We start from the raw sequence: 14,040 nt of genomic DNA on the forward strand, positions 1-14,040 counted from the left end.
TCACGGCCGCGTCGGCGCGCACGCGCTCGATATGGGCCCAGCAGCGCTCCGTCACCTCGCGGATGAGGTTGAGGTCGTAGGGGGTCCAGGCCCGCGGCACCCGGTCGTGGATCGCCATGAGGGCGGTCAGCCGGTCCTCCTTGGTCAGCGGCATGCAGATCGTGGCGGTAATGCCGATGGCCTGGAAGGTCGCCGCCTCCTCGGGCGGGAGCTCGGAGAGGTTGTCGTTGATGATCAGCGGCTCGCCGGCGCCGAGGTTGCGCACCGCGAGCTGCCCGAAATCAGCGAGGCTGTAATGGCCGACGATGCTCGGCGAGCCCTCGGCCGCCCAGTCGCCGCGGATGGTGAACCCGTCCTCGTCCGGGTCCATGTCGGCATAGGCGCAGTTCGAGAGGCCGAGATGCTCCGCCACCATCCGCGTCGTGGTGGCCAGGATGGCGTCGGCGTCGGTGCTGGTGACGGTGGCCCGGCCCAGTGCGTCAAGGAAGCTGAGGCGGGCCTCGTTCTCCCGCGATTCCTCCTGCGCCCGGCGCCGCGCGGTGATGTCGATCGCGGTGCCCAGTGCCCGCACGCAGCGGCCGGTCTCGTCGAACATGCCCCGGCCCTTGGCGGCAACCCAGCGCACGAGGCCGTCCTCCCGGCCGATCGTGCGGTACTCCACGTCGTAGGTGGCCCGCTTCATGGGATCGAGGGCCGAGGCGAAGGCCGCGGCGGTCGCCTCGCGATCCTCGGGGTGCAGCCCGGCGTAGAAGTCGTCGATGCTGCAGGGCGCGTCCGACGAGATGCCGAACATCGCCTTGGTGCGGTCCGACCAGGTCAGCACGTCGGTGAACGGGTTGAAATCCCAGGTGCCGATCTCGGCCGCCTCGATGGCGAGGTTCCGCGATTCCTCGCTGAAGGCGAGACGTTCCCGGTCGGCCTGCCGCTCGGCCGTCAGGGCCGCGTTCTCGCTCTCGAGGGCGGTCACGCGCTCCCGCTCCAGCGTCACGTCGAGCTGGCTGGCGAAGAAGTAGGCCAGCTTGCCGGCGGCGTCGTGGACCGGCGCCATGAGCAGCCGGTTCCAGAACGGCGTACCGTCCTTGCGGTGGTTGCGGATGTCGGTCTCAACGGCGCGCGGCGCGGCGATGGCCTCGCGGAGCTTCTGCACGACGGCCGGATCGGTCTCCGGTCCCTGCAGGAAGCGGCAGTTGCGCCCCACGATCTCGTCGCGATCGTAGCCGGTCAGGCGGCAGAACGAGTCGTTGACGAAGACGATTGGGTTGTCGGGCAGCCGCGGGTTCGTGATGATCATCGGCATGCGCGTGGCGTGCACGGCCGCGACGAAGGGATCAATCCCCCCATCCGTACCCGCTATCTCGGCGCTGATCCGCGCCTCGTCCCGTTCGACCTGCTCCGGAATCGCCCGCGGGTCCGGCGGTTTGGCGAAGTCACTCATGGGGCGGAGGCTCTACCAGACAACGCGCGGCTTTCCACCGCGATGTTGTCGCGATCGGGGCGGCGATGCGGGTGCGCCCGGGGACAGGTCAGCCGGGCGCGCGTCCCCTCCCGGTTCACCAGTAAAAGCACGAGGAGATCCTCGCGCGGGCTCTACAGCCTCGGGTTGTCGAGCCGCCACGACTGTTTTGCCCTGTACAATCAAGTCTCCATCCTCCGGGCCGGACGCCCGAAACCAGCAGACGGCGCGCCGCTCGACCCTCATCTGTCCGCGAAAACAAACTTATGTAGAAAATACCGGCCCGTTAACCGGCGCTTAGGTGGGATTGCGGTTCCCTATCCTTCGCCGCCACGCCTTGGCCTTTAGGCGAATTGACGGGTCTTGTCGTGGCACTCTTCAGCACGGACGTCGCAGCGAAGCTCGCGGCCCTGGATCGCTCCCAGGCGGTCATCGAATTCGCGCTGGACGGCACCATCCTGACGGCCAACGCGAACTTCCTGGCGGCCGTCGGCTACAGCCTGCGGGAGGTGAAGGGCCAGCATCACCGCATGTTCGTCGACCCGGCCGAGCGGGAGAGCGAGGCCTATCGCGGTTTCTGGGCCTCCCTCGGTCGCGGCGAGTTCCAGGCCGGCGAGTACCGCAGGGTCGCCAAGGGCGGGCGCGAGATCTGGCTGCAGGCGACCTACAACCCGATCCTCGGGCCGACCGGGCGCCCGCGCAAGATCGTCAAGTTCGCCAGCGACATCACCGCGCAGAAGCTGAGCAACGCCGATTCCACCGGCAAGGTCGCCGCCATCGGCCGGTCTCAGGGCATCATCGAATTCGCCCTCGACGGCACGATCCTGACCGCCAACGCCAACTTCCTCGCCGTGGTCGGCTACGGGCTCGAGGAGGTCCAGGGCCAGCACCACCGGATGTTCGTCGATCCGGCCGAGCGCGAGAGCGAGGAGTACCGCGCGTTCTGGGCGGCCCTGCGCCGGGGCGAGTTCCAGGCCGCCGAGTTCCGCCGCATCGCCAAGGGCGGTGGGGAGATCTGGATCCAGGCCACCTACAACCCGATCCTCGACCCGGCCGGACGGCCCATCAAGGTCGTGAAGTTCGCCACCGACATCACGGCCGAGGTCGCCAAGCGCCGGCAGTTCCAGCTTCTCTCGCTGGTCGCCAACGAGACGGACAACTCCGTCATCGTCACGGACCCCCAGCAGCGCATCCTCTACGTCAACGGCGGCTTCGAGCGGCTCACCGGCTACGCGCAGGCGGAGGTGCTGGGCAAGAAGCCGGGGGAGGAGGGGTGTTTTGGAAGGGCATGGCGCGCTCCTGGAAGACGCCGGCATCCGGCACGAGAAACAGCTTCACAGGGGTGCGACGCATGGCATTGCACCGAGGCAAGCATACGGCAACCACCCCGTCTGAGCAAATGATAGCATGGTTTTCAGATGCGGGCGCAAGATTTTTACGGATTAAAAATCCGCGACTTCAGGCGTAAACATTTTCATCATTCAAATGATATTTCAACGAAATCTAGATTTATATTTTCCACTCTCCACAAAAATACGTATTGCTTATCAACAGCGTGGGTCGAAAATTGGATGTTTTCCCATCAGCCAAACGCGATCTTCTGTCACCGTGTAGTTTCGCAGATGGCGGTTGCCCCCAGGGCCCGTCGACCCTTCAAGGCCAAGGCAAATCTGTCCCTCCGGCGAGCGGAGGTCGCTTACTTCGTGCAGGCATGCAAGGAGTACTCATGTCGTCCATCATGCGAACGTCCGCTTCGCGTGACGACGAGGCGAGGCTTCTCCGGCCAGTTTTCGTCGAGGCGGAACGTCCGCTTAGGGGCGAAAGGCCAGTCCGGTTGCTGCCCGTAGCAGACCTCCACACGGGCAAGCTGATTGAGTTCGGACCCTGTTACAGACGAAGCCGAGCGTCCAAGGCCCTACCGCTTTGCCATCACCATTCGCGCACTCTCCAACGGCGCCGCGCTCAACGCCAACGGCCCGTCGAAAGGCCGCTCGTGCAACGCGATGACGCCGAGCGTCGTCACCATCGCGGCCGAGAACAGCAGGAGGGTCACGGCCTGGGGCACCGGCTTGTCCACGTGGATCAGGGCGAGCGCGATCAGCGTCAGGCCCGCCAGCACCATGAGGGTCAGCCATTTCGACTGGTCGCCCTGGGCGTCGCTCAGCGCCAGGCGCTCGCCGCGGGCGGCGCGCAGGTTCATCACGGCGTCGAGCAGCGCGGCGTGGGCGGGTGCGCCCGCCTCCGTCGTGTGGCGCGGATCGGCCACCGCCTGCATCAGCGCGCCGAGCGCCTCGCCGGCCGCGTTCGAGGAGGCACCCTCCGTCATCCTCGGCCATTCGTCGGCGATCAGCGCCTCGGCATAGGCGAGGAGCCGCTTGCGGATGTCGCTCATGTCCGAGGCCGTGGCGAGGCTGAGATCGTGGGCGGCGAGCAGGTTCGTCCGCTCGGACTGGACGATGCGGCTCGCCTGGCGCTGCCGCTCCCAGGCGTCGTTGGCCACGAAGCTCGTGAGCAGGGCGAGCATCACCGAGATGGCGTTGAAGTAGGGAGCGACGATGCCGAGCCCGAGCCTGCGCAGCAAGGGCTGCGTCGGGCGCAGGTTCGAGACGAGCCAGAGCAGCCCGCTCACGACGGCGAAGCTCGCCCCGAGAAGCGTGAAGATGAGCCAGACCGGCTGGTCGAGCCAAGCACCCAGGATCACGTGCGCGCCTCGCGCCGGTTGCGACGGCGGTGAGCGTAAGGGAGTGGGGCTACGGAAGGGTGAATGGAAGCACCTCTCCTCCCCCTTGTGGGGAGAAGCCGGAGGTGGGGGTGGTTCCGCTTGGTGAGCGGCAGGGTCGGCCAGCCACCCCCACCCCTGACCCTCCCCACGAGGGGGAGGGGAGCCCTCACCGCCCCTTGCGCGTCGTCTCGTCCTTGCAGGGCTTGATCGTCCTGGGGTCCGGCCGGGCTTCCGGCGCCGGGGCCTCGAAGATCGCGAGGTAGTGGCTGCCGCCCTCGAGCTTGTGGAAGCCGGTCTCGCGGTAGCCGACCGCCGAGAGCTCGCAGCGCAGCAGCGCCGGCGGGGTGCCGTGGCGGGAGGGGATGTCGTCCTCGTCGACGATGCCGACGCGCCCGCCCGGCTTCATCGCCGCCGCCAGGTTGTGGAGCAGGCCGAAGGGCTGGCTGATCTCGTGGTACATGTGGACGAGCACCGCCGCGTCGACCGAGGCCGGCGGCAGCCGCGGGTCGTGGGCCTCGCCGCGCACTACGCGCACGTTGGTGAGGCCGCTCTTGGCGACCCGTGCCCCGAGCTCCTTAAGGTAGCGGGGGATCACGTCCTCGGCGAAGACCTGGCCGCCCGGCCCGACGCGCTCGGCGAGCCGCACCGTGTAGTAGCCGGAGCCCGCGCCGATATCGGCCACCGTCTCGCCGGGCGTGATCCGCATGAGGCGCGCGACCTGGCCGACCTCGTCGGCCTTGTCCCGCCCCGCCTCCGGCGCCCAGACCGAGGTGATGATCTCGGCCACCGGCCGGTCGGGCTTCGGGAAGGCCTGGGCCGGCGCGCCCGGGGGCGCCAGCGGCTCGGCCCGAGCCGGCGCCGCCAGGCAGAGCCCGACCAGCAAAGCCGCCGTCGCGGCGGCGAGGGGAAAGCGTCCTGCGTGAGCCATTACCCCATAACGCTCGGAGGCCCGCGGGGATGCGCTTGCGTCAAGACGCCCGCCGGACCGCGTGGCCCGGCGCGCCGCCTGTCGCCTCAGGCGGCCCGGACGGTGGCGAGGAACCGGGCGACCTCCGCGCTAAGGTGCCCGGACTGGCGGGACAGTTCCGAGGCGGAATCGAGGACCTGCCGCGCGGCCTGGCCCGTCTCCTCCACGGCGCTCGCGACGCCCGAGATGTTGCTGGTCACGTCGCCGACGCCGGAAGCGGCCTGGGCGACGTTGCGGACGATCTCCTGGGTCGCCGCGCCCTGCTGGTCGACGGCGTCGGTGATGACGACCGCCATGCCGCTGATCTCGCGGATGCGGTCGGCGATTCCCGTGATCGCCGCGACCGTCTGCCCGGTCGAGCCCTGGATGCGGGTGATCTGCCCGCCGATCTTGTCGGTCGCGCGCGAGGTCTGGGCGGCGAGCTCCTTGACCCCGGTGGCGACGACGGCGAAGCCCCGGCCGGCCTCGCCGGCACGCGCCGCCTCGATGGTGGCGTTGAGCGCCAGCAGGTTGGTCTGGCCGGCGATGGTCGAGATCATCGCCACGACGTCCCCGATCTGGGACGCCGCCGCGCTCAGCTCGTGCACGAGGTCCGCGGTCGCGGCCGCCTCGGCCACGGCGCGCTTGGCGAGGTCGGCCGACCCGCCGACCTGGCGGCCGATCTCGGCCACGGAGCTCCCCAGCTCCTCGGCCGCCGCGGAGACCATGGTGACGTTGGTGCTCGCCTCCTCGGCGGCGGCGGCCACGGTCGTGGACCGGCCGTCCGCGTCGCCGTCAAGGTCATGACTTCGGCCGTCGCCTGCAGCTCGGCGGCGGAAGCCGAGACCTGGCCGATGATGCTGCCCACCGCGGCCTCGAACCGGTCGGCCATGTCCTGCATCGCACTCTGCCGGTCGCGGGCCGCGACGGCGTCGGCGGTCAGGCGCGCCTCCGCCTCCTCGGCGGCCTTGCGCTGGGCCTGGACCTTGATGGCCTCGACGGAGCGTCCGACCGTGCCGATCTCGTCGCCGCGCGCGGCCTCCGCGATGTCGACGCCGAAATCGCCCTGCGCCATGCGGTCGAGGGACCGGACCAGCGACCGGAGCGGGTGCGTGATGTTCATCATCAGGTAGAGGGCCGACGCGAACAGGATCACGATGGTAACGGAGTGGGCGGTCACGCCGACCCGCGTCGCGAGCGTGAGATGTTCCCCGACCTCGGTGCTCGCTTCGTTGGTGAAGCGGCGCGCGTTCGTCAGCGCCTCGTCGGTCTGCTTGCCCGCATCCGCGAGGAGGGCCTGGATCGACTGCCGGATGGCGCCGACGGCGGCGGCATCGACGGCCTGGTTGCGCAGGTCCGCGCGTCCGACGCGCGCGAAATCCTCGATCATCGCGGCCAGGCGCGTCAGGTCGTGCTGCGCCGCCTTCAGGACGTCGGGCTTCAGCGCGATCGCGATCGGGCGCTCCAGCTCGCGCGCCGCCTTGACGGCCTCGGCCTTGCTGTCGGCGACCGCCTTCGCGGCCTCGGCCGGCGAACGCGCGAAGTCGATGGTCTTGTAGCCGGTTTCCATTCGGCTCAGCGCAACATTGGCGCCGGCAATGCTTTCGAGAATCGTCTGCTCACGCACGAGGGCTTCGGTGAGATGCCCTGTATTGGTGTTGGCGATGTATTCGCCAAAGAGCATGATGCCAACGAGCAGTCCCGCGATACCCGACGAGATGCCAAGCTTCTTGCCAATTGTGATGTTAAACATGGACCAATGAAATCCCCTCGAACTTGGATGAGATTCAACCGATCCGAATGAAGTTTCCGTTGACGCGTCGATCGATGGATTTGTGTCTCTATCCCGGCCGATCATTGCGCATCGGCGCGGCAGAACCGGCATCGGAAGGCGTCGATCGTCCGGAGGAACGGGGTCGGGGCAGGCAGCGCCCAGCCCGGGAACGTTGACGCTCAAGGCTCCCGCACGCCACACCGGATCCATGGATTGCGCCCTTCCCTCCCCCGTCCCGCCCTGGCGGGCGACGGTGCTGACCCTCTACCCCGAGATGTTCCCGGGGCACCTCGGGCTCTCCCTCTCGGGCGACGCGCTGGCCCGGGGGATCTGGGCGCTGGACGCCCACGACATCCGCGCCCACGGGCTCGGCCGCCACCGCGCCGTCGACGACACGCCGGCCGGCGGCGGCGCCGGCATGGTGCTGCGCTGCGACGTGCTCGCCGCCGCGATCGATGCCGCCGTTCCCGCCGGCGACCCGCGCCCCCGCCTCCTCATGAGCCCGCGCGGCCGGCCGCTGACGCAAGGACGCGTCCGCAGTCTCAGCGAAGGCCCCGGCCTCGTCCTCGTCTGCGGCCGCTTCGAGGGCGTCGACGAGCGGGTGATCGCCGGGCGCGGGCTCGAGGAGGTCTCGATCGGCGACTACGTGCTCTCCGGCGGCGAGCCCGCCGCGATGATCGTCCTCGACGCCTGCGTGAGGCTCCTGCCCGGCGTCATGGGCCGGGCCGAATCGGGCGTCGAGGAGAGCTTCGAATCCGGCCGGCTCGAATACCCGCACTACACCCGGCCCCGGGACTGGGAGGGCCGCGCGATCCCCGAGGTGCTGATGGGCGGCAACCACGCCGCGATCCGCCGCTGGCGCGAGGCCGAGAGCCTGCGCCTGACCCGCGAGCGCCGCCCGGATCTGCTGACCGACGTGGTCTGAGGCGCATAGCAGGCGTGATCATGTGCAATTTCGAGGCGAGAACGCGCATGTTCGGATTGATCACGGCTGGCGTCTTGATCACCGCCCGGTGCGCTTTTCGCCGAGTGTGGCCGGCCGGCGCTTGACCGGACCGATCATCTGGATCATCCCCGGCGACGGGACACCTCCCCCCAACGGGAGGCGCCCATCTGTAAGGATGGATCAGATGTCGAACCGCCCCACCGCGCGCCCCCGCGTGCCCAATTTCTCGTCTGGCCCCACGGCCAAACGCCCCGGCTGGAACCTTCAAGCGCTCTCCGACGCGCCCTTCGGCCGCTCCCACCGCTCCGCGATCGGCAAGGCGAAGCTCGCCGAAGCCATTGAGCGGACACGCAAAATCCTGCGCGTCCCGGCTGATTACCGCATCGGCATCGTGCCCGCCTCCGACACCGGCGCCGTCGAAATGGCGATGTGGTCCATGCTGGGGCCGAAGCCCGTCGAGGTCATGGCCTGGGATTCCTTCGGGGCCGAATGGGTCACCGACGCGCTGAAGGAACTCAAGATCGCGCCGCTCGTGCGCACCGCCGAGCACGGCGTTCTGCCGGCCCTCGACGCCATCGACACCAAGCGCAACGACGTCGTCTTCACCTGGAACGGCACCACCGCCGGCGTCCGCATCCCCCACGCGGACTGGATCGCCGACGACCGCGACGGCGTCACGATCTGCGACGCTACCTCGGCCGCCTTCGCGATGCCGCTGCCGTGGGACAAGCTCGATGTCACGACCTTCTCCTGGCAGAAGGTGATGGGCGGCGAGGCCGCGCACGGGATGCTGATCCTCTCGCCCCGCGCCGTGGCGCGCATCGAGAGCCACACCCCCGCCTGGCCGATCCCCAAGGTCTTCCGCCTGCAGAAGGGCGGCAAGCTCATCGAGGGCATCTTCAAGGGCGAGACCATCAACACGCCCTCGATGCTGGCGGTCGAGGATTACCTCGACACCCTGAGATGGGCCGAGTCCATCGGCGGCCTCGACGCGCTCTTCGCCCGTGCGGATCGCAACGCCGGGGTGATCCACGACTGGGTCGCGCGCACCCCCTGGATCGGCCACCTCGCCGTCGACCCATCGACCTACACCAACACGGGCGTCTGCCTCGTGATCACCGACCCCGACGTGCTTGCCAAGGGCGACGCCGTCGTGGCCGCGGTCGCCAAGGGCATGGTGGAGCGGCTCGATGCGGAGGGCGTCGCCTACGATCTCGGCGCCTACCGCGATGCGCCTCCCGGCCTGCGCATCTGGTGCGGGGCGACCGTCGAGGCCTCGGACCTCGAGGCGCTTACGCCCTGGCTGGACTGGGCTTTCGCGGCCGAGAAGGCGAAGCTGCTCGCTGCGGCGGCCTGAATTGAGATCAACCCTCCCCCCTCTGCGGGGGAGGGTGCCTGCGAAGCAGGCGGGAGAGGGGACCGCGACCTCTCCAGAAAAACCTGTGCTCCCCTCTCCCGCCCCTCGCTGACGCGAGGGCCGCCCTCCCCCGCAGAGGGGGAGGGAAAATGCACGCCACCCGCCATCAGAAATCCCCTTCCCTCAAGAGCCGGAGGCCATCATGCCCGCTCCCAAGGTTCTCATTTCCGACGCCCTCTCCGACGCTGCCGTTCAGATCTTTCGGGATCGCGGCATCGAGGTCGATTTCCAGCCCGATCTCGGCAAGGACAAGGAGGCGCTCGCCCGCATCATCGGCCGGTATGACGGGCTGGCGATCCGCTCCGCCACCAAGGCGACGGCCAAGCTGCTCGCCGAGGCCGCGAACCTCAAGGTGATCGGCCGGGCCGGCATCGGCGTCGACAACGTCGACGTGCCGGCCGCGACCGCCAAGGGCGTGATCGTGATGAACACGCCCTTCGGCAACTCGATCACCACCGCCGAGCACGCCATCGCGCTCCTGCTGGCGCTGGCCCGCCAGATCCCGCAGGCCGATGCCTCGACGCAGGCCGGCAGATGGGAGAAGAACCGGTTCATGGGCGTCGAGCTCACGGGCAAGACGCTCGGCGTGATCGGCTGCGGCAATATCGGCGCCATCGTCGCCGACCGGGCGATCGGCCTGAAGCTCAAGTTGATCGCCTACGATCCCTACCTCTCGCCGGAGCGGGCGATCGAGATCGGCGTCGAGAAGGTGGAGCTCGATGCGCTGCTGGCGAGGGCGGATCTCATCACGCTCCACGTGCCGATGACGGAGAAGACCCGCAACATCCTCTCGGCCGAGAACCTCGCGAAGACGAAGCCCGGCGTGCGCATCGTCAACTGCGCCCGCGGCGGCCTCGTCGACGAGGTTGCCCTGCGCGCCGCCCTCGACAGCGGTCATGTCGCCGGCGCGGCCTTCGACGTGTTCGTGACCGAGCCCGCCACGGAGAACCCGCTCTTCGGGCACCCGAACGTGATCTGCACCCCCCATCTCGGCGCCGCGACCAACGAGGCGCAGGAGAACGTGGCGCTGCAGGTGGCCGAGCAGATGTCCGACTATCTGCTGCAGGGCGCGATCACCAACGCGATCAACTTCCCCTCGATCTCGGCGGAAGAAGCGCCGCGCCTCAAGCCCTTCGTGGCGCTCGCGGAAAAGCTCGGCTCCTTCCTCGGTCAGCTCACCGACGCGCCGGTGCGCGGCATCCGCATCACCTACGAGGGTGCGGTGGCCGGCATGAACACGAGGGCGCTGACGGCGGCGGCGGTCACCGGCGTGCTGCGGCCGTTCCTGCAGGACATCAACATGGTCTCCGCGCCGGCCATCGCCCGCGAGCGCGGCATCGTCGTCGAGGAGGTGAAGCGCGAGGGCGGCGCGAGCGACTACGAATCGCTCGTCCACATCACCGTCGATGCCGAGGACATGCCCCGCGACGCGGCCGGCACCGTGTTCCACGACGGCAAGCCGCGCATCGTCGAGATCCGCTCCATCGCCATCGACGCGGCCTTCGCGCCGCACATGCTCTACGTGCGCAACCACGACAAGCCGGGCTTCATCGGCCGCTTCGGCAGCGTGCTCGGCGAGGCCGGGGTGAACGTCGCGACCTTCAATCTCGGACGCGAGACGGAAGGCGGCAACGCCATCTGCTTCTGCGCCGTCGATGCTCCGGTCCCGCCGGACGTGCTCGCCGAGATCGCCGCCATCCCGCAGGTGAAGCGGGTTCGGCCCGTGAACTTCTGAGACACCGCCGCAAAAGGGCCACCGGCTCGGGCGAGGGCGTCCCGGACAGGAGCCCACGAATGGTCCGAGGGATTACCCGACGCACGGCACTCGCGGGGACGGGTGCGCTCATCCTGAGCCCGGTCCGCGCTGCCGGACCGGAAGCCCGCTTCGCCGCCCTCGAGCAGAAGGCGGACGGACGCCTGGGCGTCGCCATGCTCGACACGGTTTCGGGACGCCGGATCGGCTATCGCGCCGAGGAGCGCTTCGCGCTTTGCAGCACCTTCAAGCTGCTCGCCGGCGCGCAGGCCCTGTCGCGCGTCGATCGCGGCGAGGACCGGCTCGACGCCCCGATCACCGTGACGAGGCAGGACCTCGTCACCTACTCTCCGATGACCGAGACGCGGCTCGGCACGGGCCTGACCATCGCCGAGGCTTGCGACGCCGCCATCACGCTCTCGGACAACACGGCTGCCAACCTTCTCCTCGATCGGCAGGGCGGCCCTGCAGGCCTGACCGCCTATCTGCGCAGTCTCGGCGACGCGGTGACTCGTCTGGACCGAAGGGAGACGGCCCTGAACGAGGCGACGCCGAGTGATCCTCGCGACACCACCACGCCGGGCGCCATGCTGGAGATGCTCCGCCGCCTCATCCTCGGCGACGTGCTGACGCCTGCCTCACGCGCTCAGCTCGCGACGTGGCTCGTCGCGTCCAAGACCGGCGGCCGACGGCTGCGCGCCGGTCTTCCCGAGGGCTGGCGGATCGGCGATAAGACCGGCACTGGTTCGCACGGCGCGACGAACGATGTGGCGGTGGCTTGGCCGCCGGGTCAGGGGCCGCTCCTCATCGCCGCCTATTTCGCCGAATCCTCGGCACCGGCCGAGCAGCGCGAGGCGGTGCTGGCCGAGGTCGGTCGCATCGCGGCCGAGCTTCTGGGAGGTTAGAACAGTGAAGATCGGCGGCCAGCCCTATCGCACCATCTTCCCCGATGCCGACGGCGCGTCGGTCCAAGTCATCGATCAGACCCGCCTGCCCTTCGCCTTCGAGCTGAAGCGCCTCGCGACGTCGGCCCAGGCGGCCGAGGCCATCCGCACCATGATCGTGCGCGGCGCCCCGCTGATCGGGGTGACCGGCGCCTACGGGCTGGCGCTGGCCATGCGCGAGGACGCCTCCAATGCGGGGATCGACCGAGCCGTGGCCGAGCTCGGGGCCACCCGGCCCACCGCCATCAACCTGCGCTGGGCTCTCGACCACGTCGCCGCCCTCCTGCGCCGCCTGCCCGAGGACGAGCGGGCGGGCGCGGCCTTCGCGGAAGCCGGCCGCATCGCCGACGAGGACGTGGCGAGCTGCCGGGCGATCGGCGAGCACGGTGCCCGGATTCTCTCCCAGCACGCGGCCGCCAAGGGACGGCGGATCAACGTGCTGACCCATTGCAACGCCGGCTGGCTCGCGACCGTCGATTGGGGCACGGCGCTGGCCCCGATCTACGTCGCGCACGATGCCGGCGTGCCGGTCCATGTCTACGTCGACGAGACCCGGCCCCGAAACCAGGGCGCGGCGCTGACCGCCTTCGAGCTGAACGCCCACGGCGTGCCGCACACCGTGATCGCCGACAATGCCGGCGGGCACCTGATGCAGCACGGCGAGGTCGACATCTGCTTCGTCGGCTCCGACCGCACGACGGCCTCCGGGGACGTCTGCAACAAGATCGGCACCTATCTGAAGGCGCTGGCCGCCCGCGACACCGGCGTGCCGTTCTACGCGGCGCTGCCCTTCTCGACCATCGACTGGACGCTCATGGATGGCGTACGGGACATCCCAATCGAGGAGCGCGACGCCCGCGAGGTCACGCATCTCACCGGGCGCCTCGCCGATGGCGGTTTCGCGACCGTCGAGGTGGTCTCGCCGGGCAGCCCCGTCGCCAACCCCGCCTTCGACGTCACGCCGGCGCGTCTCGTGACCGGCATTATCACCGAGCGCGGCGTGGCCCGGGCCGATGCAGAGGGGCTGCTCGGACTCTACCCGGAGCGGCGCGCTGCGGCCTGAACGATGACGGCGGGGACGAAGCCCTCGGTCACGGCTCCCACTGCCAAAACACCGAGCCGGTGAACGCGAACACCTTCTCGCCGCGCTGGTTCTCGGCGGTGTTGTGGTGGGTGGCGAGACCCCAGCCCGGACGCGAGGCCGTGGCGCGGCGGTCGGTGAGCGTGCAGGTGTAGCGCAGCGTGTCGCCGGCATAGACCGGGGCGAGCCAGCGGAGATCGCGAAAACCCGGCGAGGGGCCGAGCTGCGGTACCGGACCGGACGCCGCGGTCAGGGCCATGTCGCGCGCGCGGGTGATGTGCAGGCGCTTCATCCAGGCGGCCGTCGTGTGCCAGCCGGACGCGCAGAGCGCGCCGAAATGGGTCTGCCGCGCCGCCTCCGGATCGAGGTGGAAGACCTGCGGGTCGTAGGCGCGGGCGAAGGCGACGATGGCCTCCTGCGTGAAGACGTATCGTCCGAGGTCGCGGGTCTGCCCGAGCGGGGCGTCCTTCAGGAAGTGCAGCGGCTCCGCGTCGTCGCCCTCGATCACCGGCTCGGGCTCCGCGAGCGTGACGGCACGGGGCGGCAGGGCGTCCCTGCCGCGGCGGGGGAACATCACCTGGAAGGCCTGGGTCATCACCCGCTCGTTGCGGCCGTTCAGGAGCGTCATGGCGAAGCGGACGAAGCCGCGGTCCGGCTTGGAATTGGAGACCCGGCAATCCTCCACCCGCACGGACGCGTGAAGGCTGTCGCCGGGCAGGATTGGGCGCAGCCAGCGCAGCTCCGTCACGCCCGGCGAGCCCATGGAGCTCGCACCGCGGAAGATTCCGGCCTGGAGAAGGCGCATGCCGAGCCCGGCCGTCTGCCAGCCGGAGCCGATCAGGGTGCCGACGAAGGTCGCCTCCGCCGCGGCCTCGTCGAGGTGAAAGGGCTGCGGATCGAACTCGGCCGCGAAGGCGACGATCTCGTCGCGGCTCACGGTGATAGAGTCGGTTTCGATCACCGTGCCGGGGGTGAAATCCTCGAAGGCGATGCCGGTCATCGGC

At 69.6% G+C, this 14,040-nt stretch carries 10 protein-coding genes and 1 pseudogene; 6 read left to right on the plus strand and 5 right to left on the minus strand.

Annotated elements, in window-relative coordinates; genetic code table 11:
- On the minus strand, positions 1–1,435 hold a 1,435-nt coding region (locus MFF55_RS14320), incomplete at its 3' end, for a PAS domain-containing protein (protein WP_238244783.1).
- Between the two features lie 371 nt (positions 1,436–1,806).
- On the opposite strand from MFF55_RS14320, the gene MFF55_RS14325 reads away from it, so the two are divergent.
- Entirely contained in the window at positions 1,807–2,856 is a 1,050-nt protein-coding gene (locus MFF55_RS14325) for a PAS domain-containing protein (protein WP_444980375.1), read from the plus strand.
- Between the two features lie 512 nt (positions 2,857–3,368).
- Here the strand turns inward: MFF55_RS14325 and MFF55_RS14335 are convergent.
- The 3 genes and pseudogenes from MFF55_RS14335 to MFF55_RS14345 form a co-directional block, all read right to left on the minus strand.
- A complete protein-coding gene (locus MFF55_RS14335; RefSeq protein WP_238244784.1) occupies positions 3,369–4,154 on the minus strand; it encodes a bestrophin-like domain in 786 nt (261 codons plus the stop codon).
- A 187-nt stretch (positions 4,155–4,341) separates the two neighbouring features.
- Positions 4,342–5,103, minus strand: a complete 762-nt coding sequence (locus MFF55_RS14340) for a class I SAM-dependent methyltransferase (protein ID WP_238244785.1) — start codon at positions 5,101–5,103, stop codon at positions 4,342–4,344.
- Positions 5,104–5,189: 86 nt separating this feature from the next.
- Positions 5,190–6,874: pseudogene (locus tag MFF55_RS14345) on the minus strand (methyl-accepting chemotaxis protein).
- Positions 6,875–7,103: 229 nt separating this feature from the next.
- Between MFF55_RS14345 and trmD the strand changes: the two are divergent.
- The 5 genes from trmD (at position 7,104) to mtnA (ending at position 13,018) form a co-directional block, all read left to right on the plus strand.
- Entirely contained in the window at positions 7,104–7,820 is a 717-nt protein-coding gene (trmD, locus tag MFF55_RS14350) for a tRNA (guanosine(37)-N1)-methyltransferase TrmD (protein WP_238244786.1), read from the plus strand.
- 205 nt (positions 7,821–8,025) lie between these two features.
- Positions 8,026–9,198 (plus strand): phosphoserine transaminase, encoded by a 1,173-nt coding sequence (locus MFF55_RS14355; protein WP_238244787.1) that lies wholly within the window; start codon positions 8,026–8,028, stop codon positions 9,196–9,198.
- Between the two features lie 202 nt (positions 9,199–9,400).
- A complete protein-coding gene (serA, locus tag MFF55_RS14360) occupies positions 9,401–10,993 on the plus strand; it encodes a phosphoglycerate dehydrogenase (protein WP_238244788.1) in 1,593 nt (530 codons plus the stop codon).
- Between the two features lie 59 nt (positions 10,994–11,052).
- Positions 11,053–11,916, plus strand: coding sequence for a class A beta-lactamase (gene bla, locus MFF55_RS14365; RefSeq protein ID WP_238244789.1), 864 nt, complete (start codon positions 11,053–11,055; stop codon positions 11,914–11,916).
- Between the two features lie 4 nt (positions 11,917–11,920).
- Positions 11,921–13,018: an S-methyl-5-thioribose-1-phosphate isomerase gene (mtnA, locus tag MFF55_RS14370; RefSeq protein ID WP_238244790.1), complete on the plus strand. Its 1,098-nt coding sequence runs from the start codon at positions 11,921–11,923 to the stop codon at positions 13,016–13,018.
- A gap of 28 nt (positions 13,019–13,046) precedes the next feature.
- Here the strand turns inward: mtnA and MFF55_RS14375 are convergent, their stop codons facing one another.
- Entirely contained in the window at positions 13,047–14,036 is a 990-nt protein-coding gene (locus MFF55_RS14375; RefSeq protein ID WP_238244791.1) for a MaoC family dehydratase, read from the minus strand.
- Between the last annotated feature and the right edge of the window lie 4 nt (positions 14,037–14,040).

Source organism: Methylobacterium iners (assembly GCF_022179305.1).
GTDB classification, from domain to species: Bacteria; Pseudomonadota; Alphaproteobacteria; order Rhizobiales; family Beijerinckiaceae; genus Methylobacterium; species Methylobacterium iners.